Origin of the sequence: Aurantimonas sp. DM33-3, from assembly GCF_014334315.1 — a bacterium.
In the GTDB taxonomy this organism is placed as follows: Bacteria; Pseudomonadota; Alphaproteobacteria; order Rhizobiales; family Rhizobiaceae; genus Aurantimonas; species Aurantimonas coralicida.
The window spans coordinates 79,263-103,173 of sequence record NZ_JACSGS010000005.1 but is presented as its reverse complement, the minus strand read 5'-3'; the positions used below and the strand labels follow the sequence as shown (position 1 = coordinate 103,173).

22 protein-coding genes are annotated in these 23,911 nt (G+C 68.4%); 15 read left to right on the top strand and 7 right to left on the bottom strand.

Annotation, left to right across the window (positions count from 1 at the left end):
* The first annotated feature begins 111 nt into the window (after positions 1–111).
* The 4 genes from H9Q09_RS08990 to H9Q09_RS08975 all read left to right on the top strand — a co-directional run bounded on the left by H9Q09_RS08990 (position 112) and on the right by H9Q09_RS08975 (position 3,806).
* Positions 112–1,011 (top strand): metal ABC transporter substrate-binding protein, encoded by a 900-nt coding sequence (locus tag H9Q09_RS08990; protein WP_187390760.1) that lies wholly within the window; start codon positions 112–114, stop codon positions 1,009–1,011.
* Between the two features lie 88 nt (positions 1,012–1,099).
* Complete coding sequence (locus H9Q09_RS08985) at positions 1,100–2,047, top strand: manganese/iron ABC transporter ATP-binding protein (RefSeq protein ID WP_210315283.1); 948 nt, start codon at positions 1,100–1,102, stop codon at positions 2,045–2,047.
* Positions 2,044–2,931 (top strand): metal ABC transporter permease, encoded by an 888-nt coding sequence (locus H9Q09_RS08980; RefSeq protein WP_024350188.1) that lies wholly within the window; start codon positions 2,044–2,046, stop codon positions 2,929–2,931. The genes H9Q09_RS08985 and H9Q09_RS08980 overlap by 4 nt, the downstream gene beginning before the upstream one ends.
* Entirely contained in the window at positions 2,928–3,806 is an 879-nt protein-coding gene (locus tag H9Q09_RS08975; RefSeq protein ID WP_187390759.1) for a metal ABC transporter permease, read from the top strand. The genes H9Q09_RS08980 and H9Q09_RS08975 overlap by 4 nt, the downstream gene beginning before the upstream one ends.
* A gap of 65 nt (positions 3,807–3,871) precedes the next feature.
* Here the strand turns inward: H9Q09_RS08975 and H9Q09_RS08970 are convergent, their stop codons facing one another.
* From H9Q09_RS08970 to H9Q09_RS08955, 4 genes are all read right to left on the bottom strand, one after another.
* The gene (locus tag H9Q09_RS08970; protein ID WP_187390881.1) at positions 3,872–4,009 is read right to left on the bottom strand and encodes a hypothetical protein; all 138 of its coding nucleotides are present in this window, start codon (positions 4,007–4,009) and stop codon (positions 3,872–3,874) included.
* A gap of 146 nt (positions 4,010–4,155) precedes the next feature.
* A complete protein-coding gene (locus H9Q09_RS08965; RefSeq protein WP_246716071.1) occupies positions 4,156–4,737 on the bottom strand; it encodes a copper chaperone PCu(A)C in 582 nt (193 codons plus the stop codon).
* A 56-nt stretch (positions 4,738–4,793) separates the two neighbouring features.
* Positions 4,794–5,204, bottom strand: a complete 411-nt coding sequence (locus H9Q09_RS08960) for a hypothetical protein (RefSeq protein ID WP_187390757.1) — start codon at positions 5,202–5,204, stop codon at positions 4,794–4,796.
* 85 nt (positions 5,205–5,289) lie between these two features.
* Positions 5,290–6,036, bottom strand: coding sequence for a siderophore-interacting protein (locus tag H9Q09_RS08955; protein WP_187390756.1), 747 nt, complete (start codon positions 6,034–6,036; stop codon positions 5,290–5,292).
* A gap of 374 nt (positions 6,037–6,410) precedes the next feature.
* Here H9Q09_RS08955 and H9Q09_RS08950 point away from each other — a divergent pair, with 374 nt between their 5' ends.
* The 4 genes from H9Q09_RS08950 to H9Q09_RS08935 all read left to right on the top strand — a co-directional run bounded on the left by H9Q09_RS08950 (position 6,411) and on the right by H9Q09_RS08935 (position 10,098).
* The gene (locus H9Q09_RS08950; RefSeq protein WP_187390870.1) at positions 6,411–7,283 is read left to right on the top strand and encodes a siderophore ABC transporter substrate-binding protein; all 873 of its coding nucleotides are present in this window, start codon (positions 6,411–6,413) and stop codon (positions 7,281–7,283) included.
* Between the two features lie 76 nt (positions 7,284–7,359).
* On the top strand, positions 7,360–8,331 hold the full coding sequence (locus H9Q09_RS08945) for an iron chelate uptake ABC transporter family permease subunit (protein ID WP_187390755.1): 972 nt from the start codon (positions 7,360–7,362) through the stop codon (positions 8,329–8,331).
* Positions 8,332–8,407: 76 nt separating this feature from the next.
* The gene (locus H9Q09_RS08940; protein ID WP_210315290.1) at positions 8,408–9,343 is read left to right on the top strand and encodes an iron chelate uptake ABC transporter family permease subunit; all 936 of its coding nucleotides are present in this window, start codon (positions 8,408–8,410) and stop codon (positions 9,341–9,343) included.
* Complete coding sequence (locus tag H9Q09_RS08935) at positions 9,340–10,098, top strand: ATP-binding cassette domain-containing protein (RefSeq protein WP_187390753.1); 759 nt, start codon at positions 9,340–9,342, stop codon at positions 10,096–10,098. Before H9Q09_RS08940 ends, H9Q09_RS08935 begins: the two co-directional genes overlap by 4 nt.
* Positions 10,099–10,201: 103 nt before the next feature.
* Here the strand turns inward: H9Q09_RS08935 and H9Q09_RS08930 are convergent, their stop codons facing one another.
* Entirely contained in the window at positions 10,202–10,756 is a 555-nt protein-coding gene (locus H9Q09_RS08930) for a carboxymuconolactone decarboxylase family protein (RefSeq protein ID WP_024350179.1), read from the bottom strand.
* Positions 10,757–10,964: 208 nt separating this feature from the next.
* On the opposite strand from H9Q09_RS08930, the gene H9Q09_RS08925 reads away from it, so the two are divergent.
* On the top strand, positions 10,965–11,576 hold the full coding sequence (locus H9Q09_RS08925; RefSeq protein ID WP_187390752.1) for a TetR/AcrR family transcriptional regulator: 612 nt from the start codon (positions 10,965–10,967) through the stop codon (positions 11,574–11,576).
* Positions 11,577–11,636: 60 nt separating this feature from the next.
* Positions 11,637–12,281: a DsbA family protein gene (locus H9Q09_RS08920; RefSeq protein ID WP_187390751.1), complete on the top strand. Its 645-nt coding sequence runs from the start codon at positions 11,637–11,639 to the stop codon at positions 12,279–12,281.
* Positions 12,282–12,345: 64 nt separating this feature from the next.
* Here H9Q09_RS08920 and yghU read toward each other — a convergent pair whose 3' ends face one another.
* Together yghU and H9Q09_RS08910 are read right to left on the bottom strand one after the other, a co-directional pair.
* Positions 12,346–13,224: a glutathione-dependent disulfide-bond oxidoreductase gene (gene yghU, locus H9Q09_RS08915; RefSeq protein WP_187390750.1), complete on the bottom strand. Its 879-nt coding sequence runs from the start codon at positions 13,222–13,224 to the stop codon at positions 12,346–12,348.
* A gap of 357 nt (positions 13,225–13,581) precedes the next feature.
* The gene (locus tag H9Q09_RS08910) at positions 13,582–15,645 is read right to left on the bottom strand and encodes a TonB-dependent receptor (RefSeq protein WP_187390749.1); all 2,064 of its coding nucleotides are present in this window, start codon (positions 15,643–15,645) and stop codon (positions 13,582–13,584) included.
* A gap of 437 nt (positions 15,646–16,082) precedes the next feature.
* On the opposite strand from H9Q09_RS08910, the gene H9Q09_RS08905 reads away from it, so the two are divergent.
* The 5 genes from H9Q09_RS08905 to cls all read left to right on the top strand — a co-directional run bounded on the left by H9Q09_RS08905 (position 16,083) and on the right by cls (position 23,867).
* Positions 16,083–18,005, top strand: coding sequence for an IucA/IucC family protein (locus H9Q09_RS08905; RefSeq protein ID WP_246716070.1), 1,923 nt, complete (start codon positions 16,083–16,085; stop codon positions 18,003–18,005).
* Positions 18,002–19,732, top strand: a complete 1,731-nt coding sequence (locus H9Q09_RS08900) for an IucA/IucC family protein (protein WP_187390747.1) — start codon at positions 18,002–18,004, stop codon at positions 19,730–19,732. Before H9Q09_RS08905 ends, H9Q09_RS08900 begins: the two co-directional genes overlap by 4 nt.
* On the top strand, positions 19,729–20,979 hold the full coding sequence (locus tag H9Q09_RS08895) for an AMP-binding protein (RefSeq protein WP_187390746.1): 1,251 nt from the start codon (positions 19,729–19,731) through the stop codon (positions 20,977–20,979). Before H9Q09_RS08900 ends, H9Q09_RS08895 begins: the two co-directional genes overlap by 4 nt.
* 8 nt (positions 20,980–20,987) lie before the next feature.
* The gene (locus H9Q09_RS08890) at positions 20,988–22,274 is read left to right on the top strand and encodes a DUF6005 family protein (RefSeq protein ID WP_187390745.1); all 1,287 of its coding nucleotides are present in this window, start codon (positions 20,988–20,990) and stop codon (positions 22,272–22,274) included.
* Positions 22,275–22,469: 195 nt separating this feature from the next.
* On the top strand, positions 22,470–23,867 hold the full coding sequence (cls, locus tag H9Q09_RS08885) for a cardiolipin synthase (RefSeq protein WP_187390744.1): 1,398 nt from the start codon (positions 22,470–22,472) through the stop codon (positions 23,865–23,867).
* The last annotated feature ends 44 nt before the right edge of the window (positions 23,868–23,911 follow it).

Below are 23,911 nucleotides of genomic sequence, written 5' to 3'. Positions count from 1 at the left end.
TCCCGCAGGCAACCATCGCGCTCCTCACGGAACCCAGTTGCAAACGATTTGCACTTGCAAAAGTCGGAATTGGCAGGCAGCGTGCACCGACCGATAGAGATTGGAGACCCCATGCCGTTCGTTCGAACGACGATCCTCGCCGCCTTCGCCGCAGCGCTCCTGGCGACGGGCGCCACAGCGCAGGAGCGGCTCAAGGTCGTGACGACCTTCACGATCCTGTCCGACATCGCGCAGAACGTGGCCGGCGAGCATGCGGACGTGGTGTCCATCACCAAGCCGGGCGCCGATATCCACGGCTACCAGCCGACACCGCAGGACATCGTGCGGGCCAGCGGCGCCGACCTGATCCTGTGGAACGGTCTCAATCTGGAGCGCTGGTTCGAGCAGTTCGTCGCCAATCTCGGCGACATGCCCTCGGCCACATTGAGCGACGGCATCGCGCCGATCTCTATCGCCGAGGGCGATTACGAGGGCCTGGCCAATCCGCATGCCTGGATGGGGCTGGAGAACGCGATGGTCTATGTCGACAACATCAGCGACGCCCTCGCCGCAAACGACCCGGACCATGCCGACGCCTACCGGGCGAATGCCGAGCGCTACAAGCAGCAGATCACGGAGACGATCGCGCCGCTGCGCGACCGGATCGCCGCCATCCCGGAAGACCGGCGCTGGCTGGTCACCTGCGAGGGCGCGTTCAGCTATCTCGCCCGCGACTTCGGCATGAAGGAGCTGTATCTGTGGCCCATCAACGCCGACCAGACCGGCACGCCGCAGCAGGTGCGCAAGGTTATCGACGCGGTGCGCGAGAACGACATTCCCGCCGTGTTCTGCGAGAGCACCGTCAGTTCCGCACCGGCCGAACAGGTGGCGCGCGAGACCGGCTCGACCTTCGGCGGCGTCCTCTACGTGGATTCGCTGTCCGGGCCGGACGGGCCGGTGCCGACCTATCTCGACCTCCTGCGGACCGACGCCGAGACGATTGCCGACGGCCTGGCAGTGGACAGCCAGTAACCGCCTCTCCATCTACGGTGGCAAGCCGCGGCGACCTTCGCACGACGGCTTCCCCATCCGAGCAGCCAAGGGATCTGACAGGCACCCCATGACCATCACGCGCGAGACGTCTGACGTAGCGGACGACCGGCCGGCCGGTAGCACTGCGACCGGCGACGGCATCTCGGCGCACAACGTGACCGTGACCTATCGCAACGGCCATACCGCGCTGCACGACGCGACCTTCCAGATCCCGCGCGGCACGATCACCGCCCTGGTCGGCGTCAACGGCGCCGGCAAGTCCACCCTGTTCAAGGCGATCATGGGCTTCGTGCCGGCGGCGCGCGGCGAGATCACCCTGCTCGGCCGTTCGGTGAAGCAGGCGCTGCGCGAGAACCTCGTCGCCTATGTGCCCCAATCGGAAGAGGTGGACTGGGCGTTTCCGGTCCTCGTCGAGGACGTGGTGATGATGGGCCGCTACGGCCATATGGGCTTCCTGCGCCGCCCCGCCGCGGCCGATCGCGCCGCCGTCGACCAGGCGCTCTCGCGCGTCGGCATGCAGGATCTGCGGCACCGCCAGATCGGCGAGCTCTCCGGCGGCCAGCGCAAGCGGGTCTTCCTGGCAAGGGCCCTGGCGCAGGACGGCCAGGTGATCCTCCTCGACGAGCCCTTCACCGGCGTCGACGTGAAGACCGAGGAGCAGATCGTCGCCCTCTTGCGCGAGCTGAAGGCGGAAGGCCGGGTGATGCTGGTCTCCACCCACAATCTCGGCTCGGTGCCGGAGTTCTGCGACCGGGTCGTGCTGGTCAAGGGCACGGTGCTGGCCTACGGGCCGACCGCGACGATCTTCACCCGGCGCAATCTGGAGCGCGCCTTCGGCGGGGTGCTGCGCCACGTGACGCTCGCGGGCGCTGCCCTGCACGACGACGACGATCCGCGCGAACTCTCGATCATCACCGACGACGAGCGCGCTTTCGTCCATTACGGCGAGCCGCGCGCTGCCGCCGCACCGACCAGGACGTCCGGCAAGGCCCCGCAGGACGGGGAGCGGCGATGATCACCACGCTGCTCGAGCCGTTCCAGTACAGCTACATGACCAACGCCATGTGGGTCTCGGCCCTCGTCGGCGGCGTCTGTGCCTTCCTGTCGGCCTATCTGATGCTGAAGGGCTGGTCGCTGATCGGCGACGCGCTCAGCCATTCGGTCGTGCCGGGCGTTGCCGGCGCCTTCATGCTGGGCCTGCCCTTTTCCCTCGGCGCCTTCATCGCCGGCGGGCTGGCGGCCGGCGCCATGCTGTTCCTTTCGGGACGCTCGGGCCTGAAGATCGACGTCATCATCGGTATCATCTTCACCTCCTTCTTCGGGCTCGGCCTGTTCATGGTGTCGATCAGCCCGGTCTCGGTGTCGATCCAGACCATCGTCATGGGCAACATCCTCGCCATCACGCCTGAGGACACGCTGCAGCTGGCGATCATCGGTCTCGTCTGCCTCGTCGTGCTGCTCGCCAAATGGAAGGACCTGATGGTCACCTTCTTCGACGAGAACCATGCGCGCTCGATCGGCCTGCGGCCGGACCTCCTGAAGGTGATGTTCTTCATGCTGCTGTCGGCGGCGATCGTCGCCGCCATGGTCACCGTCGGCGCCTTCCTCGTCATCGCCATGGTGGTGACGCCCGGCGCCACCGCCTATCTCCTGTCGGACCGGTTTCCGCGGCTGATCGGCCTGTCCGTCGCCATCGGCGCCGTCACCAGCTTCGTCGGCGCCTATCTCAGCTACTTCCTCGACGGGGCGACCGGCGGGGTGATCGTCACGCTGCAGACGGTGATCTTCCTCGTCGCCTTCGTCTTCGCGCCCAAGCACGGGCTGATCGCCGCCCGGCGCAAGGCCGCCGCCGCGCTCGCCACGCCGCGGCCGGATGCCATCCGGGAGGAAGCGGCATGAGCCTCGAGCAGCTTCTCCTGCCGTTCCAGTTCCCGTTCATGCAGAACGCCTTCTGGATCGTCCTGATGGTCGGGCCGCCGACCGCCCTCCTCTCCTGCTTCCTGGTGCTCAAGGGCTGGGCGCTGATGGGCGATGCGGTCAGCCATGCCACGCTGCCGGGTGTCGTCCTCGCCTGGGTTCTCAACATCCCGCTGATCGTCGGTGCCTTCGTCGCCGGCATGACCTGCGCGCTGCTCACCGGCTATCTCTCGCACAACAGCCGGGTAAAGCAGGACACGGTGATGGGCGTCGTCTTCTCGGGCATGTTCGGGGTCGGCATCATCCTCTACACCTCGATCCACACCAACGAGCATCTCGACCACGTCCTGTTCGGCAACATGCTGGGGATCGGCGCCAAGGACCTCGTGACCTCCGGCACCATCGCGCTGGTCGTCTCGGCGCTGCTGCTGCTGAAATGGAAGGACCTGCTCCTCCATGCCTTCGATCCGGCGCAGGCCCAGGCCTCGGGGCTCAACACCGGCCTCCTGCACTACGGATTGCTCGCCAGCCTGTCTTTGACCATCGTCGCGACGCTGACCTCGGTCGGCCTGATCCTCGCCGTGGCGCTCTTGGTGACGCCTGGCGCCATCGCCTTCCTCTTGGTGCGCAGCTTCGGCCGGATGCTGATCGTCTCGGTCGCGGTCTGCGTGTCGGCGATGCTCATCGGCACCTATCTCAGCTTCTTCCTCGACAGCGCCCCGGCAGCGACGATCGTGCTGGTGCTGACGGCGATCTTCATCGCCGCCTTCGTCAACCGCCTGCGCACGACCCGCCGGCACTCGCGCCGCGCCCGCGAGGACGCGCCCGCCATGCCGGCCCCCACGGCAGCGGAATGACGCGGGTCGGCCTCTAGGCATCACCGGCCCGGCAATGGCAGACCGGTGACCTCTGCCATCTGTGATCAGGCCCGTCCGCGCCGCCAGAACCGGCTCAGCGCCAGATCGAGCGCCAGCATCACGATCAGCGACAGGCCGACCAGCGGAAACAGCACACCGCCGATCGCGAGGATCGCCAGCAGGCCCGCAAAGACCCAAGGCAACGCCGTGGCCGATCCTGCGATCGCTGACGGATGAAGGAGAAGCGGCTCGGACGCGCTGCGCGTGGGGACCGCAAGACGACGCCGTAGCGCTGCCTCGCGATCCTTCGCCGGGCGCAGTCCGCAGACTGCGGTCGGAGAGGTGCGGCCTAGTGCTGGTGCGGCTCGGCGCTCTCGCCCATGGCACCGTGGCCGGCCGCATCGGCCGGCTTGTCGCCGGCATCGTGCGACATCGCCGCCCCGCCATGCGCGCCGTGGTCCATGGCGGCCGGCGCCCGGGCGCCGATGCCCTCGACCGCCAGTTCCATCTCGACCGGTCCGGCCTTTTCGAACCGCAGGGTCAGCGGCACGCGGCTGCCTTCGGTGAGCGGCTCCGTCAGGTTCATGAGCATGAGGTGATAGGCGCCGGGCTCCAGCGCGACCGTTGCGCCGGCAGGCACCGCGACGCCATCCTCGAGCCGGCGCATCTTCATGATGTCGCCGTCCATCTCCATCGTGTGGATCTGGACCTCGCCGGCGATCGGCGTCGCGCCGCCGAGCAGCCGGTCATCCGCCGTGCCGTGGTTCTCGATGACCATGTAGCCGCCGCCGACGGCGGCGTTGGGCGGCGTGGCACGGCTCCACGGATGGGCGATGGCGATGTCGCCGACCTTGTAGTCATGGGCGGAAGCGGCCGTCAGCAGGCCGAGCGTGAGGGCTGCTGCGGCAGCCAGCGTGATGCGAAGGGACATGGAAGTCTCCATTTGAACAGGACAGGCAGGGCCGCGACGGGTGTCGGGCCGATTGTTCAGACGGAGAGAAGCGGTGGGCCGCGTTGCAGGGCGAGCCCCGGCGGCGGCGCACGCGGGCCGAGGGCGGCGGGCGACGGCGTCCAGGCCACGACAGCGTCGGTGGCGCCGGCGGCGATCGCGTAGGAGGCGAGATCGGCCATCGCCGGCAGGGCCGGGCTCTGGCCGCATCCGGCCGCGGAGGGGCAATCGACGCAGCAATCGTGTTCGGATGGGTCAGCCGCCGGAACCGACCGCGTCTCGAAGCCGTCGCCGACGCAGATGACGGTCACGCCGGCCGCGGCGGACGCGTCCATCCTGGCGCAGGCAAAACCCGATGCCGCCGCCTGACCCAGGAGAAGCTGGGTCAGGATCAGCATGGCCGCGAGGGCCGCGGATCGGTCCGCAAGGAAGCGCCGGAGCGTCGTCATGTCCGGCAGATATCACGCGATCCGCGGCAAGGGTAGCTGCCGCATCCGGCTTTCGTCGGTGCAGACCGGGTGCGGATGCCGGTGATCAATCGTCGAATTCCTCGTGGCTGTCCTTTGTGCCGAGCTTCCAGTAGCCGCTGGATTTCAGCCATTGCTTGGGATGGCCCCAGACGTCGGTCACATGGGCGCGGACGGCCTTGGCGACGCGGCTTTCCGCCGCGATCCAGACGAAGCCCTCGCCCTCCGGCAGCGACAGATCGGCCAGCGCCTGAAGAACCGGCGCGGGATCGGAGGCGGCCGCAAGGGGCCGGTGCACCCAGAGCGGCCGATGCGCGGCCCGGGTCGCAAGCGCCTGCTCTTCCGCCGGCCCTTCGACTGCGACCAGCGTCGTGACCGGCGTGCCGGGCGCGAACTCTTCCAGCCGCCGGCCGATCGCCGGCAGCGCGGTCTCGTCGCCGACCATCAGCCACCAGTCGAAATCATGCGGCACGATGGACGATCCGCGTGGCCCCCCGATCTGCAGGCGATCCCCTTCCTTCGCCGAGCGCGCCCAGAGCGTCGCCGGCCCGCCGTCATGCAGCGCGAAATCGAGGACCAGCGACTGCGTCTGCGCATCGTAGCGGCGCGGGGTGTAGTCGCGCATTGCCGGCTCGCCGTCGGGCTGCGGAATGAACAGCTTCACATGGTCGTCGGCGGACGGGCTGTGAAACCCCTCCAGCTCCTCGCCGGTCAGGGTCATGCGGAGCATGCCCGGCGTCGGGTATTCGACCCGGCTGACCTCAAGGTCCCGTCGCCGCAATTCATGGCGAACGCGAATGATCTCGTGCTTCATGCGGCACTGCTTCCCTGTCTGTCTTTGCGGCGGCGGGCCTTGTCGCCCCAGCCCGCCTGTCCGGCATGGCGCCATGGCCACCGCCCGCTCTTCCGGGCCGCCATAGCCCGGACTAAACATGATTTCAATTCTCAGGTTATGTGGAAGTGTTGCGGAAGCTCGCCGGTCCGCGCCCTGCTGCCAAGGCACCGCTAATCTTGACAATGATTTTCATATTATCCACTCAGCCCTGTCGGCCCGCCGTCCGGCAGACTCGCAAAGGATCAGACATGTCCGCATTCCAGCCCGTTTCGGCCCGCCATGGGGCGCCATCGTCCCGCCGCCCCCGCCTCTTGTCGCACCTGGTCGCGGCCTGGTGCGCCCTGGCGCTGTCCATGGCGCCGGCGCTCGCCCAGGAACCGGCATCCGGCGAGATGACGGTCTCGACCTATCGCGGCGACGTCGTCATTCCGGCCGAGCCGAAGACGGTCGTCGTCTTCGACATGGCGTCTATCGATACGCTCGATGCGCTGGACGTTCCCATGGCCGGCCTGCCGGCCGCGCCGTTCCCGGACTATCTCGCCCATTATGCCGGCGACGCCACGCCGAAGGTCGGGTCGATCTTCGAGCCCGATTTCGAGGCGGTCGCCGCCCTCGCCCCCGACCTGATCATCGCCGGCGGGCGCTCCAGCGAACAGACCGAGGCGCTGGCCCGGATCGCGCCGACCATCGACATGACCGTCGATGCCGGCAATCTCCTCGCCAGTGCCTTCGAGCGGATCACCACGCTCGGCGCCATCTTTGGCAAGGCCGACCTGGCGGAGCAGCGGATCGCGGATCTGCAGGGCCGGATCGCGGCGCTGAAGGAGACGTCGGCCGGCGTCGGCACCGGCCTCATCGTCATGACCACCGGCAACCGCATCAGCGCCTTCGGCGCCGGCTCGCGTTTCGGGCTGCTGCACGCCGAGTTCGGCGTCACGCCGGCGGACCCGGGCCTCGAAGCCGCCAATCACGGCGAAGCGGTCTCCTTCGAATATATCGCCGACACCGATCCGGACTGGCTGTTCGTGATCGACCGCGACGCCGCCATCGGCCAGGGCGCCGCAGCGGCGCTTCTGCAGAACGAACTGGTCGAGAACACCAAGGCGTGGCGTTCGGACCATGTCGTCTATCTGAACCCGGCGACCTGGTATCTCACCGCCCCGGGCCTGACCGCGCTCGAGACCAATGTCGAGCAACTGACGGCGCGCTTCGACAAGGGCTCCTGACGCGAAGGGGCCCCGCCCCGACGCACGCTCCCTTTGCGCCCTGCCCCGTCCTGCGCCGGCAGCAACCACGACCGCCATGTCCCATTCCCGCATCATCGCTGGCCTGATCGCCACGATCGTCCTTCTGGCTCTCGCCAGCGTCTTCGTCGGCGCGGGCGCCTTGTCGGTCGGCACGCTCGCGGCCGGAGGACTGGACGCGGACGGCCTGCGGCTGCTGCTGGTCAGCCGGATTCCCCGCACGCTCGCGGCGCTGCTCGCCGGGGCCGGCCTCGCCGTCGCCGGCCTGATCATGCAGATGCTGTCGTCCAACCGCTTCGTCGAACCGTCGACCGTCGGCACGACGGAATCGGCCAGCCTCGGCCTCCTCGCGGTGACCATCCTCGCCCCCGGCCTCCCGGTCTTCGGCAAGATGCTGATCGCCGCCGGATTCGCGCTGGCCGGCACCGCGCTGTTCATGGCGATCATCGCCCGGCTGCGGCTGCGCTCCGGCATGCTGGTGCCTCTGGTCGGGCTGATCCTGTCAGGCATCATCGGGGCCGGGGCGAGTTTCCTCGCCTATCGCTTCGATCTGCTGCAGTCGCTCGGCGCCTGGGTGAGCGGCGATTTCTCGATGGTGCTGCGCGGCCGCTACGAACTCCTCTGGATCGCCTTCGGCCTGACGATCCTGGCGGTCTTCGCCGCCGACCGCTTCACCCTCGCCGGCCTTGGCCGCGACGTGGCGACCAATCTGGGGCTCTCCTACGAGCGCGTTCTGGCGCTCGGCCTCGTCGTCGTCTCCCTCGTCGCCGCCGTCACCATCGTGTCGGTGGGCAGCATTCCCTTTGTCGGTCTCGTTGTGCCGAACCTCGTCTCCATGCTCGTCGGCGACAATGGCCGGCGCACGGTGCCCTATGTCGCCCTGTCGGGCGCTGCGCTGGTGCTGGCCTGCGACCTCGTCGGACGGCTGGTGCGGGCGCCCTACGAGATCCCGGCCGGCACGATCATGGGCGTTCTCGGCGCCTGCGTGTTCCTGGCGATCATCTTCCGCCGGAGGCCGAGCCTTGGTTGACCTCGGCGCCACCCACGGCCGCACCGGGACCGCCCGCGCGACGACGCCGCCCAAGCGGAGCAATCGGCCCGAACGCCTGACCCTCCTCGTTCTGGCGGCGCTGGCGATCCTCGCCTGCGTCCTCTTCCTGACGCTCGGGGCGCGCGGCAACTGGTCGTTCGTGCTGCCGTTCCGCGGCGCCAAGCTGGCGGCGATGCTGCTGGTCGCCCACGCCATCGCGACGTCTACCGTGGTGTTCCAGACGATCGCCGGCAACCGCATCCTGACGCCGTCGATCATGGGCTTCGACGCCCTCTACCGGCTGATCCAGACGCTGCTGGTGTTCCTGACCGGTGCCGCCACCACGGCGGCGATCGCTCCCGCCGCGCTGTTTGCCGGCGAGCTCCTGGTCATGGTGCTGTTCGCCTGCGGCCTCTACGGCACGCTGATCGGCGCCGGCACGCGCGACATCCACCGGCTGCTCCTGGTCGGCGTCGTTCTGGGCATCCTGTTCCACTCCACCGCCGGTCTCATGCAGCGGCTGATCGACCCGAACGATTTCGTCGTCCTGCAGGACCGCCTCTTCGCCAGCTTCAACACCATCGAGACCGACCTTCTGGGCATCGCCGCCGCGCTGATCGGCGGCGCCAGCCTTGCCCTGTGGCGCATGACCGCGACGCTCGACGTCCTGTCGCTCGGCCGCGACCGCGCCATCTCGCTGGGCATCGCCCATCGCCGCGCCGTCATGCTGGTCCTCGCCACGGTGGCCGTGCTGGTGTCGGTCTCCACGGCGCTGGTCGGCCCGGTCACCTTCTTCGGCCTGCTCGTCGCCAGCCTGGCGGTCAGCCTCGTCGGCGCGCGCAGCCACCGCCTGACCATGACCGCGGCCTCGCTGATCGCGATCATCTGCCTCGTCGGCGGCCAGACGCTGCTCGAACACGTCCTGCATTTCGATACGGCGCTGGGGATCGTCGTCGAGTTCGCCGGCGGCCTCGTCTTCCTCGCCCTCATCCTGAAGAAAGGCATCGCATGATCGAGGCCGAGCACCTGACCAAGCGCTACGATCGCGCCCTGGTGGTCGATGGCGTCAGCCTGTCGCTGCCGGCGGGCGGTGTGACGGCGATCATCGGACCGAACGGGGCCGGCAAGTCGACGCTCTTGTCGATGATCGCGCGGCTCCTGCCGATGGATGGCGGCCGCGTTCTCGTGGACGGCCTCGACGTCACCCGCACCAAGGGCGACGAACTCGCCAAGCGGCTGGCCATCCTGCGGCAGGAGAACGGGCTGTCGGTGCGGCTGACCGTGCGCGATCTCGTCGGATTCGGCCGCTTTCCCCATTCGAAGGGCCGGATGAGGGCGGCCGACCACGCCAAGGTCGCCGAGGCCATCGCCTATCTCGATTTGTCGGAGCTGGCCGAGCGCTATCTCGACGAACTCAGCGGCGGCCAGCGCCAGCGGGCCTTCGTCGCCATGGTGCTGGCGCAGGACACCGGCACCATCCTCCTCGACGAGCCGCTGAACAATCTCGACATCCGCCATGCGGTGGCGATGATGCGGCTGATCCGCCGCGCCGCGGACGAACTGGGCAAGACGATCGTCGTCGTCCTGCACGACATCAATTTCGCCAGCGCCTATGCCGACCGCATCGTCGCCATGTGCGACGGAAAGGTCGCCCATGAGGGTCCCGTCGCGGCGGTAATCACCGAGGCGGTGGTCGAGGCGGTGTTCGGCCTGCCGGTGATGATCCGCGAGATCGAGGGCCAGCGCACCTGCCTGTTCCGGCGCTGAGATGACGCCGGCCGGAACGACGACGGCCCGCCATCTAAAAGGATGGCAGGCCGCGCGTTCGGTGACGAGACAGGCTTGTCCCGGCGTGCTGGCTGGCTGACGCTCAGGCGCCCTTCTGCCAGGCGAATTTCTGGAACGGCTTGTCGACCGGCGTCTGCGCCAGATGGTTGGTGTAGTTCGACATCACCTTCTGCGAATAGCCGAGCACCACTTCGAGAATGTTGCGCCTGGTGAAGCCGGCATCGAGGAACGCCTGCACCTTCGCGTCATCGACATTGCCGCGATCGCGCACGACGCTGAGGGTGAAGTCGCGCAGCGCCTCGAGCCGGGCGTTGGGCAACGGGGTCTCGTTGCGCAGCGCCTCGGTAATGGCATCGTCGACGCCCATCGCCTTGGCGATGCCGGTATGGGCCGGGACGCAGTAATGGCAGTTGTTCTCGACGTTCACCGTCTGCCAGACGACGGTGGTCTCGTCCTTGTCGAAGCTGGAATTCAGGAACAGCTCGTGGACCTGCTGATAGGCGTCCAGCAGACCCGGGGCCTCGGCCATGACCGCATGCAGGCCCGGGACCATCCCGAAGGCCTTCTGGGACTTGGCGAGCAGCGGCTTGCTGTCGTCCGGCGCGGTGGTTTCGTCGTGCAGGGTAAAGTCGGTCATGATCGCTTCCTGATGTCGGTGCCGGACAGATGTCCGGAATGTCTGCGGGTCCGAGGGGACGGTCCGTGTTCCGGCCGCCGTTCGATGAGCGGGAAGCTAATCATCTTGAGCGATCGCTCAAGTAGCGAATTGAGCGAGCACTCAAACTTGAAGGCCGAGGAGCACCGCGGTACAGACAGGCTGTCTTGCGCGACCTACATTGGACGACATGAAACGCAGCCGCCCCAACGCCCGGCCCTACGACCGCGACGCCGCCCTCGATGCCGCCCTCCGGCTTTTTTGGGCGAAGGGCTATCACGCGACGTCGCTGAAGGATCTGGAAGCCGCGCTGACGATGAAGCCCGGCAGCATCTATGCCGCCTTCCGGAGCAAGGAGGCATTGTTTCTGGCGGCGCTGGAGCGCTATTTCCTGCGCAACCGCGCCGGCCTCGCCGCGCGGCTGGCGGCGGCGCCGACGCCGATCGCCGGCCTGACCGACTATCTGCGCGCCCTGGGGCGCGGTGAACTCGGCGAGGACCCGGTCCATGCCTGCATGCTGGTCAAGACGCTGCTCGACGCGACGCCCAACGATCCGGCGATCGCCAATGCGGCGCGGCACTATCTCGACCTGATGCGGGCCGAGATCGCCGCCGCCTTCGAACGCGCCAGGACGGCCGGCGAGATCCCGGACGATGCCGATTCCGAGCGGCTGGCGACGCGGTTCCAGTCCGACGTCACCGCCCTGCGCATCGAGGCGCATCGCGGCACCGACCGGGCGGCGCTGGCGCAGCTGGCCGACGGCATGGCGGCCGATATCGCCCGCCAATGTCAACCGGCCTGACCGGCGGACGCCGCGACATCCTCTTCAAACCCGACCCGCAACGACAGATTGGCAATCGACATGACAGACGGTCTGCAGGCGATCTATTTCGCCGACCCCATGTGCTCCTGGTGCTGGGGCTTCGCACCGACCATCGAGACGATCCGCAAGACCTATGGCGACGCCTTGCCGGTCCGGGTGGTGATGGGCGGCCTGAGGCCGGGCACGGAAGAGCCGATGACGGCGCAGTCCAAGGCGGAAATCCGCAATCACTGGCAGCATGTGCACGAGCGCTCGGGCCAGGCCTTCGACTTCGATTTCTTCGAGCGGGACGGCTTCGTCTACGATACCGATCCGGCCGCACGGGCCGTCGTGGCGGTCCGGGCCGAGAACCCCGAGTTGGAACTGCCGTTCCTCGAGCGCGTCCAGCGCGCCTTCTACGCCGAGAACCGCGACGTCACGCAGCCGGAGACCCTGGCCGATCTCGCCGAGGAGATGGGTCTGGAGCGCGAGCCGTTCCTGATGCGGCTTGAATCCGAGGCCGTGCGCGACGCGACGCGCCTCGATTACGCCACGTCGCGCAATGCCGGGGTGCAGGGCTTTCCGACGCTGGTCGTCGGACCGAATGCCGAGGGCACCTACACGATGCTCACCCACGGCTATCGCGGGGCGGACGAGCTGATGCCGCTGGTGGCGAAGGTGCTGGAAGCGCACGGCGCCAGCTAATTCTTCTCTTTGCAGGAAACCCGGCGGCCATACAGAGCCGCCGGGTGTGCATCGGTGTTCCGCGCTACTTCGCGGCGGGCGCGATCTTGTCCTGCGTCTTCGTATCGAAGTCGGACGCGTCATGGCGCTCGTGGAGCTGGCTCGACGGCTCGCCCATCACGCGGTTGACCATCCGGCCGCGCTTGACCGCCGGGCGGGCATAGACCGCCTCGGTCCAGCGCTGGACGTTCTTGTAGTCCTGCACCTGCAAGAACTCGCCCGCATCGTAGAGCAGCCCCTTGGCCAGCGCCCCGTACCAGGGCCAGATCGCCATGTCGGCGATGGTGTATTCGGGCCCCGCGACGAACTCGTTGTCGGCCAGCCGGCGATCGAGCACGTCGAGCTGGCGCTTCACTTCCATGGCGTAGCGATTGATCGGGTATTCGTATTTGACCGGCGCATAGGCATAGAAATGCCCGAAGCCGCCGCCCAGGAACGGCGCCGAGCCCATCTGCCACTGCAGCCAGGACAGGCACTCGGCCCGCGCGGCCGGGCTGGTGGGCAGGAAGGCGCCGAACTTTTCGGCCAGATAGATGAGGATCGCGCCGGATTCGAACACCCGGATCGGCTCCGGTCCGCTGCGGTCGTTGAGCGCAGGGATCTTGGAATTCGGGTTGATCTCGACGAAGCCGCTGGAGAACTGGTCGCCGTCGCCGATCTGGATCAGCCAGGCGTCGTATTCGGCGCCGCTGTGGCCGGCCGCCAGAAGCTCCTCCAGCATGACCGTCACCTTCACGCCGTTCGGCGTCGCCAGGGAATAGAGCTGCAGCGGATGCTTGCCGACCGGCAGCTCCTTGTCATGGGTCGGGCCGGCAATGGGGCGGTTGATGCTGGCGAACTTGCCGCCGCTTTCCTTGTCCCAGGTCCAGACGGCGGGCGGCGTGTAGTCGGCATTGTCGGTCATCGACATCTCCATTCTCGAATTTTTGCGGGTGAAGGGCGACCGGGTCCGGTGGCTGGCGGCGAATGTCGGCCGCGCCGACGTGGCCGTTTTCGGGAAAACCGCGACGGATCCCGGGAGCGGGTCCTTGCGCCTTGCAGCTCACTATAGGTGCGCGGCCGCGCGGCTCAAGCCGGCGACGCCGGCTGCGACGGCAACGGAGCGTCACCATCGGGCAGACAGCGGCACCGCTCGCCCGCGAGCACGAACGCCTCCGCGATGGCGCCGGCGCACGCAAAAGAGACCGGGAAGTCTCCTCCCCGGCCCCTGTCGATGATGGTGTCTTAAGTGCGGCGAGCCCTGCGCCCGCCGCCCGGGTGATCAGAACTCGATACGGGCCGAGACGCCGAAGGAGCGGCCGGGGCTGCGCAGCGGCACGACGGTGGAGAATTCCTGACCGTAGGTGGCGCGGTCGGAATAGGTCTCGTCGAAGATGTTGTCGACCTTGGCGCGCAGCGTGACGTTGCTGAGCTGCGGCGGGACGTACTCAACGAAGGCGTTGACGACCGCGTAGCTTTCCAGCGGGCGCACACCGGCCGGATCGGCGCCGTTCTTGGCCGGCGCGTCTTCCTCCAGCGCGAACTCGGCATCGGCGCCAAAGGTCAGGCCGTATTCGTCGACCCGCTGGACCAGGGCGAGGGTGAAGATCTCGCCCATCGGCACGGTGAAGTAGTTGCCGACATAGGAGTCCACACCGTTGCCGTCCATTTCAGTGGTCACGCTCGTGAAGCCGCCGCGCACATTGCCGGTGCCCCAGTCATAGCCAGCCGTCAGGTCGAAACCGGTGCTGGTGAAGTCGTGGGTCAGCGACGGGCCGCCGCGATATTCCGGCGTGCGGCCGTTCTCGATGTCGGTGCGGAACAGCTGACCGTCGAGCATGAAGCCGGCATAGCGGAATTCGAAGCCCGCAAAGCCGTTGTCGCCGCGCACCGGGTCGATGTCGGTGTAGACCCAGGCCGGGTTCTGGATGAAGGTTTCGGCCAGGACGATGCCGCCGAAGACGCTGGAAACGCCGGCCTTCAGGGCGAAATGGTCGGTCAGGGCATATTTCACCGAGGCGTTGCCGCTGGCGCCGGTGTTGCGCTGGTCGCCGCCGTTGGTGCCGGTGAAGACCTGGTGGTCGATACGGCCACCGAAGGAGAGCGACAGCTTGTCCGTCGGGTCGAGACGGGCCTGCGCGAAGGCGCCGATATTGTCGGCCTTCTCACCGGTCGAGTAGGTCGCGTCGTAGAAATCCGCGGTCTCGCGATAGACGTCCACACCGGCGTTCACCGATCCCATCTCGAGATGGAATTCATTGGCGAAGGTGGCGTTGAAGCTCTCAGCCTTGGCCTCGTAGCGGGCCTTGTTGCCGCTGGGCACGCCGCCGAGCAGGATGTCTTCCTCGGTTTCCAGATTGGTCGTGCTGTAGGCGAGCGTCACCTTCGGGTCGAACCAGCCGGTGGCCTGCGTGTTTTCGTAGGAGAAGACGACATTCTGGCGGTCGAGATCGTAGATGCGCGTATCGGGAACCGGACGGCCGCCGATGATCGAGCCGATATTGGCGCGATAGGGGCGCACGCCGTCATCGGTCACGCGCTCGTAGCTGAACTCGAAGCGATCGCCCGACAGGCCTTCATAGGCCACCTTGCCGAGACCGCTGACGAGGCCGGCGCCGGTGCCGGTCACGGTGCGGCCGTCACCATCCTCGTAATCGTCGCCGTCGACGCGGTTCAGGAAGCCGAGCACCTCGAAGCCGTTGGAGCGGGCATAGCCGGCGCCGAGCGTGCTGAAGGTGTCGCCATTGGTCTGGAAGCCGCCCTCGACATAGCCGCCCCAGTTGCGCCCGTCGCGCAGCAGGTCGTCCACATCGACGGTCTCGTAGGCGATCGCGCCGGCCAGGGCGCCCGGACCGGCGTCGGCGGCGGCAACGCCGGCATCGACGCGGGCCGCCTTCAGGAGCCGCGGATCGATGACGTTGGTGGCGTTGTGGTGGAATAGCTTGTTGTTCTGGCGCGCGCCGTCGATCGACACGGCGAGGTTGGTCTCCTCGATGCCGTGGACATAGACCTTCTGGTTGGTCGCGATGGTGCCGCCGACCGACACCGCGGGCTCGCGGCGGAAGAGATCCTGGACCGTCTGCGGGCGGAAGGTCTCGATCTCGGTGTAGTCGACGACGGCGACGGTGTTGCCGTCCTCGATGGACTCCTCGCTGCCGCCGGAACCGGCCACGACAACTTCGCCGAGCATGACCGTTCCGGTCTCACCGGTGGCGGCGGTGGCCTGCGTATAATCGCGAGCCGGCGATTGCGCGAAAGCCGTGCCGGCCGCGAAGACACAGATGACGGGACTGACCGTCAGGAGAAGCATGCGGCGCAGCGAGGTCGTCGCCCGGTCGTCGGTCATCGATCATTTTCCTTTACTCGAACCATGGAAACACGCGCTCGGCACCGTGGCGGACAAGTTGCGTGTGAGAAGATGCGTTACGAAACATGACTCGTAGAATCAACTTTGTATATTGCCGTTGCGACCACGACACCGCGACTGTGGCAAAACTGCACTGACTCTGGAATCGCTTTAAGAAAGGGCCTGGAGACAGCCAGTCCGGCGCCGGCCGCTTCTCACGGGCCGCCATTGCGGCGCATTCCCGCCCTGCGATCGCCACACTGCCTTCCCGGCTGAGTTGCGGCCGAGGTCCCATCTCCGCCTCCTCCGCGGCCTGCCACTACAAAACATGATTCTTTTGTTCATGTTTATTGTCACGGGGCGGGAAGCCGGTTAGGCAACGCCACGCAATCGGGCGGCACGCGGGTGCGGTCCGGACGCTTGCCCGGAGAGGAACGATGGCTCAGCGCGACAGAATGGTCGGTGACGGAACGGATTCGGACCGCCGTCCGCAATCCGGGCCCGTGCCGGTGATCGTCGCCCGTGCACCGGATGTTGCCGCTCGCCCGATCGGCGCCGAATCGGTATGGCGGCGCCCGGCGGCCTATGGTCCAAGGCTTGCCCCGACCCTCGAGCCGAGCTGGACCGTAGCGGAACGCGCCGCGTTCCGTGCCTTTGCCAATTGCTATCTGCGCGAGATCGATGCCGGCCGTTTCGTCGCGCGCGACGGTCCCGCGCCCTCCTTCATCGAGTGGCGACTGACGGGGCAGCGCCGGCGCCTGCGTGCCGCCCTCGCCTATCGCTCGCTCTGCGGGGCGCATGAATTCGGCCTCGTCCAGGCCGCCGATCTCGGGGACGGACGCTTCCGCTCGATCAGCTGGCTGACCGGCATCCAGCTGATGATCGCCGAGGCGAGCGAGCGCAATGGCGGCGCGTTGGCCGGCAGCGCCAACAGCGCAGCGCTCCTCTCCCGGGTGATCCAGAGCATCCGCGCGATCGACGCCAACCTGACGCGCGCCCGGACCAGCGTCCCCGGCCACGACTTCCTCGCGACGGAACAGTCGCTGGTCTATGGCCACTGGCTGCACCCGACGCCGAAGAGCATGGAGGGCATCACGCCCTGGCAGCGGGAGATCTACGCGCCCGAAGCCGGCGGACGCTTCCAGCTCGTCGCCTTCGCCGTCGACCGCCACCATGTGCGCGAGGACCATGCCTATGGTCCGAAACCCACAGAGATCGCCGCCAGGCTGGCCGGTGACGACCTGGCCAGATGCGGACTGGGCGACCGGGAGGCCATCCTCCTCATGCACCCGCTGCAGGCGGAATATCTCCAGCTGTCCCCTCATGTCGCGGCGGCGCGCCGGGACGGCATCCTGCGGCCGCTGGGGCCCGTGGGACCCGACTTCTTCGCCACCTCCTCGATGCGGACGGTCTGCTCGACCGATGCCGGCTACCAGCTGAAATTCTCGCTGCCGGTGCAGATCACCAATTCGGTGCGGCGCAACAGCCGGGAGGAGATGAAGGCGGGCGTCGCCATGGCGCGCTGGCTGAAGCGGCAGGGCGCCGGTTCCGAAGCCGGCGGCCTGTCGTTCCTCCCCGACCCGGCCTGGGTGACGGTGGAGCTGCCCGGCCAGACCGACACCGGTTTCGAGACCATCTACCGCGAGACCATCGCCGCGGATGCGGAGCCGCCGGTGATGGTCGCGGCGCTGACGGCCGCGCCGGTCCGGCCGCGCCCGTCGATGCTGAAAGGCCTGATCGCGCGGCTCGCCGCACGTGATGGTGCGACGCCGCAGGCCACCGCCGCCCGCTGGTTCGACGCCTATCTGAAGGCCAGCGTGGAGCCTGTCGTCGGCTTCTTCGACCGCACCGGCATCGCGCTGGAAGCGCATCAGCAGAACTGCCTTTTGCGCCTCGTCGACGGCTGGCCGGTCGGTATCGTCTATCGCGACAATCAGGGCTTCTACCTGTCGGAGGCCGCACGGCCGGCGCTATCCGCCGACTTCCCGGAGGCGATGGGGATCGACGGGCTGTTCTTCCGCGAGGAGGAGATCGTCGGGCGCCTCACCTACTACCTCCTGGTCAACCAGGTCTTCTCGGTCATCGCCCGGCTCGGCGAGGACGGGCTTCTGCCGGAAGACGCCGCCCTCGGGCAGTTGCGCCGGACCCTCTCCACGCTGGCCGGCCGCACGTCGCGCGGCGGCCGCCGCTTCTGCGACACCGCGCTTGCGGCGCCCGACCTGGTGCTCAAGGCCAATCTCGGCCTGCGGCTAGCCGATACCGACGAACTCGCAAGCCCCACCGGCGCCGGCGTCTACACGCGCTGGCCCAACCCCCTCATCGCGCCGGGCCCGACCCGGCCGCAACGGCTGGCCTCATGACACTCGTTCTCGATCTCCCCGGCCCTGACGGCGCCGCGCCCCGCGTCCTGGCGCAGCTCGTGTCGGCGGCCCTCTACGAGGGTTTGCTGACGGTCGAAGCCGAGGGCGCCCCGGCTCGCGACGGCCGCAGGACCGTACGCCTCGGCGCCGCCGGTCTCGTCATCGACGCGGAGCTCTATACCGGCGCCTTCGGCCGGCCGCGCGTCGTGCCGGGCACCGTGCGGCTGAACGGCCTGCCGGCGTCGGCGGATGCCGCAGCATCGATCGTCGCGGCCCTCGTGCCCGAACCGGTGCGCCGCATGCGCCTTCAGGACGAGTTCGCCCGCACGGCCAGCGGCCTCGCCCACGCCATCCGGGTGGCCCCTGCCAATCGCCGCGACCTCGACTTCGCCCGGCTCGATTCGGCGATCTACGAAGGCCATCCCTACCACCCCGCCTTCCGGGGCCGGCTGGGCTTCAACGACGCCGACGACATGCGGTTCGGGCCGGAAGCCAAGGCCGGGTTCCAGCTTCGCTGGCTGCTGGTTCGCGACGACCGGCTGCACCGCAGCGGACCGGATCTGCGCGGGCCGGACGGCTGGGCGCAACTGGCCGGGCCGGTGGTGGCCGCGATGGCGCTGGACCGCGTCGGCGCGGAGGCGGCGCCGCAATGGCAGCTTCTGCCGGTCCATCCCTGGCAATGGCGCGCGAAAACCTCCGCCATCGTTGCCCCGGCGATCGCGCTCGGCGAGGTTCACGACCTCGGCGTGGCCGGCGAGAGCTACCGCGCCACCCAGTCGCTGCGCACACTGGTCAATCTCGACCGGCCCGACGCGCCGCACCTCAAGCTGCCGCTGGCGGTGGTGAACACCTCCGTCGCCCGCACGCTCGACCCGCACTGGGCGCTGGCCGGTCCCGCCATCTCCGACTGGCTCGCCACGCTGGTGGCGAACGACCGCTGGCTGAGCGATGGCGACCGCCTGGCCGTATTGAAGGAAACTCGGGCGGTCGTCTTCGACCGGAACGGCACCGAAGCCGAACACACCGGCGCGATCTGGCGCGACAACCCGGCCGCCAGGCTGGCACCGGGCGAAGAGGCGGTGCCGCTCAACGCCCTCTTCGTGGTCGAGGCCGATGGCGACCCGTTCGTGGCGCCCTGGATTCGCCGCTACGGCTGCACGGGCTTCGTCACGCAGCTGATCGAGGTGGTCGTGCGGCCGCTGGTTCACCTGCTTCTGGCCTACGGCCTGGCATCAGAGGCGCATGGCCAGAACCTGGTGCTGATCCATCGCGACGGATGGCCGGTGCGGATCGCCCTGCGCGACTTTTCCGACAATCTGGAATGGGTGCCGGACTTCCTGCGCGGCGCACCGCCCTTGCCCGATTTCACGGCGATCGACCCGCTCTTCGCCGACCGCACGCCCAACCGCTTCTACTGGATGGAGGACGTGGAGGAGCTGCGCTGGCTGTTCACCGACGCCGTGCTGATCTTCTCGCTCGCCGACTTCGCCTTCCTGATGGAGCGACGCTACGGCCACACCCAGAAGGCCTTCTTCGACCAGATCCTGTGCCTCGTCACGAACCACGCCAAGGCCCTGAAGCTGGAGCACCGGGCCGACCAGCTCGGGCTGCACGCGCGGACCGTGGTCACCGACCGGCTGCTTTCCGCCAAGCTCGGACATGCCGCCGAAGGCCCGCTGGTCGTTCCCAATTCCCTTGCCCGCAAGCCCTGGGAGGCCCTGGCATGATCCGTTTCGATGACCGCGACTACGACTTCGCCGCGCTGCTGGCCCTTGCCGCGCAGATGCAGCGCGACGGCCGGCTGGGCAGCTCGTTGCACGGCACCCACGCCATCTGCCTGACCGATCCGGCGGAACTGATGGCGGCGTTCCTGTTGATCCGGCAGGAGGGCGGCAGCGTCATGCCGCTGCACCCGGCGACGCCGGCAACGGCGGCCCGGCGCATCGCGCTCAGCGCCTGTTGCGACACGCTGACCTTCGGCCGTGCGCCGGTCGAGGCGCTGGAGCCCGACGCCCGCCAGCGCGAATTCGGTCATCGCCTGATCCAGACGAGTTCCGGCACGACGGGCGAGCCAAAGATCATCGCCCGGACCTTCGAGGACATCGAGGCCGAGATCGAATCCTATGTCGGCTTCTTCGAGGGCGCCCACGACAAGGTGCCGGTGGTGGCCTGCCCGATCAGCCATTCCTACGGCCTGATCTGCGGCCTCCTGGCCGGTGTCGCGCGCGGCGTGACCCCGCTGGTGCTGTCGCCGGACAATCCGAAATACGTCCTGTCCCGCATGGCCGAGATGGAGCGCCCCCTCCTCTACGCGGCGCCCGCCTTCCTCAACGTGGCGGCCCGCTTCCTGAAGCCGGGCGAGACCATGCATGCGGCGATGACCTCCGGCACGCTGCTGCCGGCGCCCTGGTTCGAGGCGATCCGCGCGAAGACCGGCACGCTGTTCCAGCAATATGGCTGCTCGGAAGCCGGCGTCGTCGCCGTCAGCGAGGATCTCGTCGCGGCGAACGAGATGGGCCGGCCGCTGCCCCATCACCGGGTGCAGGCCGGCACGGCGGCGGAACCGGCGGAGATCATCGTCGACACGCCCTGGGGCACGGTCGGCACCCGCGATCTCGGCCATCTGCGTGACGACGGCGTTCTCGTCTTCGACGCACGCCTCGACGACACGATCATTGTCTCGGGCCTCAACGTCTATCCGCGCGAGGTCGAGGACGTGGTCATGGCCATGCCGGGTATCGACGACGCCGTGGTGTTCGGCCTGGACGACGCATTTGCCGGCGGGCGCGTCGCGCTCGTCTACACCGGCTCGAACGACGTCACCGAGGCGGCCATCGCGCAATGGTGCGGCACGCAACTCGCCGGCCACCAGCGCCCGCGCGAGATGCGGCGCGCCGCCGCGATCCCGCGCGGCGGCACCGGCAAGATCAGCCGCCGCGAGATCCGCAGCCTCTACACCGAAGACCGACTCTAGAGATCATCATGGACCAGCCCGCAGCACCTTCCCTTCTCGACACCGTTCGCATGGTCCTCGCCGAGGAGATCCGGCATCCCGGCATGGAACGCTTCGCCCTCGCCGCCCGGCTGCGCGAGGATCTGGGGATCGATTCCGTCATCCTGATGGAGCTTCTGGTGCGGCTGGAAACCGGCCATGGCTTCGAGGTGCCGAAGACCGCGCTCGACAGCGCCCGGCTGATCACCATCGGCGATCTCCTCGCCCAGTTCGGCCCCGACCAGGCCGGCACGGATCTCGCCCCGCGGCCGCGGCCGGCGATCGATCCGGCAGCCGGGCGCGCCGAGGCCCGGGCGGCGGCCGGCGTGCATGGCGAAATGCCCATGGACATCAAGGTCCATTGCTATGTGAGCTGTCTCTGCGACGGGCTGAAGCGCCGCGACGGGATCGACCACCGCCCCTTCTACGCGGCCATCCCGGATTCGCCCTTCGCCCTCGATGACCGGATGCGGATCCGCTACCACGCGGCCGGCATGACCCATGGCGATTTCCGCGACTGGTTCGCCTCGCTCTACGGCGCCACGATCACGCCGGTCGCGGATGCCGACACGCTGCTCACCGCCGCGGAGTACCCGGTCAATGGCATCGACACGATGGTGATGGTCGATCTCCACCGCCTGCCGGAGCGCGAGAACCCGTTCGACCGCGATCCCTTCCCCCATTACGCGCTGCTGGCGCCCCATGACGAGCCGGGCAAGCTGCTCATGCGGGATGTCGATTTCCGCTGGGAAGGGCCGATCGCGGCCGACCGGCTGGCCGCCGCCATGGCCAGCCCGCATGTCTCGGGCGGCTTCCTGATCGACCATCGCGATAGCCATCCACCGGAGCCGGCGGCGCTCGCAGCCTTCTTCCGGTCGGTGATCCGGCTCGATGTGAACCCCTTCGCGACCGGGCTCAGACGTGTGCTCGCCGCCCATGCCGGCGCCCGCGCGACCCGGCCGCTGGCCGATCTGCCGGAGGCCGTCGCCGAACTGCCGATCCTGGTCATCCGCAAATATGCCTATGAGCACGTCATCGCCTATTTCTGGCGCACGCTCGGGCGGGACACGGCGAGCTTCGATTTCTGGGCCGACGAGATCGAGCGGCTGGTGCAGGGCTATCGCAGCGCGCATTTCGAATGCGCCAAGCTGGCGGCCGGCAACAGCCCCGCCGACACGGCGCAGCTGGTGCGGCTGATCACCGGCCTGGAAGCGCTGGAGGGCGCGATCAAGGCGGAGATCCTGCGCTGCACGAGCGAGCTCGAACAGGCGGCCTGAGTTCCTCCCGCGGGCTACCCGCCGCGAGGGCCATTGACAGAACGGGCCGGCTCCGGCCGTCTGTCCCCGACGCCAGACCGCCAGCCTCACCGCTCCGGTCCGGCGGCGGGGACGGCATGGGGAGATCGGCGCGATGACGAGAGATTGCCAGGCACGGCCGCCCCGGCCGGCGCGCCGGTCCGCATAGGCGCGGGCATGTTCGACCTTCCGAGCCTCACGCTCACCTATCTTCTGTGCGAATGGGCCGTCCGCCTGGTGATGATTGTGGTCATTCCCCTGCGCCGGCCGCCGGAATCGGCGCGCAGCTGGCTCCTCCTGGTCCTGTTCCTGCCGATCCCGGCGCTGATCCTCTACCGCCTGATCGGCCGGGCCAGTTTTCCGGCCTGGCGCACCGCACGCTTTGCAGCGACGGCGCCGGAACGGGCGCAGGTGGCGCGCGACCTGCCCGTTCCCGCCCACGCCCCGGACCGGCTGTCGAGGCTGGCCGAAGCGCTCGGCGGCTTTCCGGCCTGCGACGGCAACCGGGTCGACCTCTTCACCGACTACGACGCGACGATCGACGCCATGGTGGCGGCCATCGACGGCGCCCGCACGCAGGTCCACCTCCTCACCTATATCTTCGCCGACGACCGGACCGGCACGAAGATCGCCGATGCGCTGGGCCGGGCCGTCGCCCGCGGCGTGGCCGTCCGGGTACTGATCGACGCGCTCGGGTCGCGGCCCTGGGCTGCACGCAGCCTGCCGATGCTGACCGCCCGCGGCGTCGACGCCCGGCTCGCCCTGCCGGTACGCTTCGCAGCGCTGCGGCGCACCCGCAGCGATCTTCGCAATCACCGCAAGCTCTGCCTGATCGACGGCGAGATCGCCTTTGTCGGCTCGCAGAACATCGTCGACCGCGACTTCAAGCCGGGCATCCGCAACGATGAACTGGTCGGCCGGGTGGAAGGCCCCGCCGCCGCCGCGCTGGAGGCGGTCTTTGCCGGCGACTGGTATCTGGAGACCGAGACGCGGCTCGCGCCGCTGCCGGTCGCAGCTGCTGCCGGCGATGCCCTCCTGCAGGCAATGCCGAGCGGACCGGATTTCGGCGTTCCGGGCTATGAAAGGCTGCTGATCGAACTCGTCCACGGCGCTGAACGCCGGGTCGCGATCGTGTCGCCCTACCTCATTCCCGACGAAGCGCTGCTGACCGCCCTGAAGAACGGCGTCACCCGCGGCGTGGAGATCAACCTGATCGTCTCGCAGGTCGTCGACCAGCGGCTCGTCAGCCTCGCCCAGCGATCCTATTACGACGAGCTTCTTGCGGCCGGCGTTCGCCTCTACCGCTATCGCGACCATCTGCTGCACGCCAAGAACGTCTCGATCGACGGGCGGGTCGGCGTCATCGGCTCCAGCAACACCGACGTGCGTTCCTTCATGCTGAATGCCGAGATCAGCCTGATCCTGCATGGCGAGGAGGCCAGCGGGCGCCTCGACGCCGCCCAGCGCCACTACATCGCGCACAGCGACCCGCTGGCGCTCGAGGACTGGCGGGCGCGCCCGCGCGGCACGCGGCTTCTGGAAAATCTCGCCCGGCTGGTCAGCCCGCTCCTGTAGCGCTGTTGGCCGAGATGGCGTTCCGGCCCGTGCGGTGCCCGGCG

What these genes read in the sequence shown, in the direction of transcription:
- H9Q09_RS08955 (WP_187390756.1), bottom strand. Translation starts at nt 6,036, where the DNA reads ATGAAGCACGAGATCATTCGCGTTCGCCATGAATTGCGGCGACGGGAC.
- H9Q09_RS08900 (WP_187390747.1), top strand. Translation starts at nt 18,002, where the DNA reads ATGACACTCGTTCTCGATCTCCCCGGCCCTGACGGCGCCGCGCCCCGC.
- H9Q09_RS08910 (WP_187390749.1), bottom strand. Translation starts at nt 15,645, where the DNA reads ATGACCGACGACCGGGCGACGACCTCGCTGCGCCGCATGCTTCTCCTG.
- cls (WP_187390744.1), top strand. Translation starts at nt 22,470, where the DNA reads ATGTTCGACCTTCCGAGCCTCACGCTCACCTATCTTCTGTGCGAATGG.
- H9Q09_RS08980 (WP_024350188.1), top strand. Translation starts at nt 2,044, where the DNA reads ATGATCACCACGCTGCTCGAGCCGTTCCAGTACAGCTACATGACCAAC.
- H9Q09_RS08925 (WP_187390752.1), top strand. Translation starts at nt 10,965, where the DNA reads ATGAAACGCAGCCGCCCCAACGCCCGGCCCTACGACCGCGACGCCGCC.
- H9Q09_RS08945 (WP_187390755.1), top strand. Translation starts at nt 7,360, where the DNA reads ATGTCCCATTCCCGCATCATCGCTGGCCTGATCGCCACGATCGTCCTT.
- H9Q09_RS08905 (WP_246716070.1), top strand. Translation starts at nt 16,083, where the DNA reads ATGGCTCAGCGCGACAGAATGGTCGGTGACGGAACGGATTCGGACCGC.
- H9Q09_RS08895 (WP_187390746.1), top strand. Translation starts at nt 19,729, where the DNA reads ATGATCCGTTTCGATGACCGCGACTACGACTTCGCCGCGCTGCTGGCC.
- H9Q09_RS08950 (WP_187390870.1), top strand. Translation starts at nt 6,411, where the DNA reads ATGGCGCCGGCGCTCGCCCAGGAACCGGCATCCGGCGAGATGACGGTC.
- H9Q09_RS08890 (WP_187390745.1), top strand. Translation starts at nt 20,988, where the DNA reads ATGGACCAGCCCGCAGCACCTTCCCTTCTCGACACCGTTCGCATGGTC.
- H9Q09_RS08960 (WP_187390757.1), bottom strand. Translation starts at nt 5,204, where the DNA reads ATGACGACGCTCCGGCGCTTCCTTGCGGACCGATCCGCGGCCCTCGCG.
- yghU (WP_187390750.1), bottom strand. Translation starts at nt 13,224, where the DNA reads ATGACCGACAATGCCGACTACACGCCGCCCGCCGTCTGGACCTGGGAC.
- H9Q09_RS08975 (WP_187390759.1), top strand. Translation starts at nt 2,928, where the DNA reads ATGAGCCTCGAGCAGCTTCTCCTGCCGTTCCAGTTCCCGTTCATGCAG.
- H9Q09_RS08990 (WP_187390760.1), top strand. Translation starts at nt 112, where the DNA reads ATGCCGTTCGTTCGAACGACGATCCTCGCCGCCTTCGCCGCAGCGCTC.
- H9Q09_RS08985 (WP_210315283.1), top strand. Translation starts at nt 1,100, where the DNA reads ATGACCATCACGCGCGAGACGTCTGACGTAGCGGACGACCGGCCGGCC.
- H9Q09_RS08965 (WP_246716071.1), bottom strand. Translation starts at nt 4,737, where the DNA reads ATGTCCCTTCGCATCACGCTGGCTGCCGCAGCAGCCCTCACGCTCGGC.
- H9Q09_RS08930 (WP_024350179.1), bottom strand. Translation starts at nt 10,756, where the DNA reads ATGACCGACTTTACCCTGCACGACGAAACCACCGCGCCGGACGACAGC.
- H9Q09_RS08935 (WP_187390753.1), top strand. Translation starts at nt 9,340, where the DNA reads ATGATCGAGGCCGAGCACCTGACCAAGCGCTACGATCGCGCCCTGGTG.
- H9Q09_RS08920 (WP_187390751.1), top strand. Translation starts at nt 11,637, where the DNA reads ATGACAGACGGTCTGCAGGCGATCTATTTCGCCGACCCCATGTGCTCC.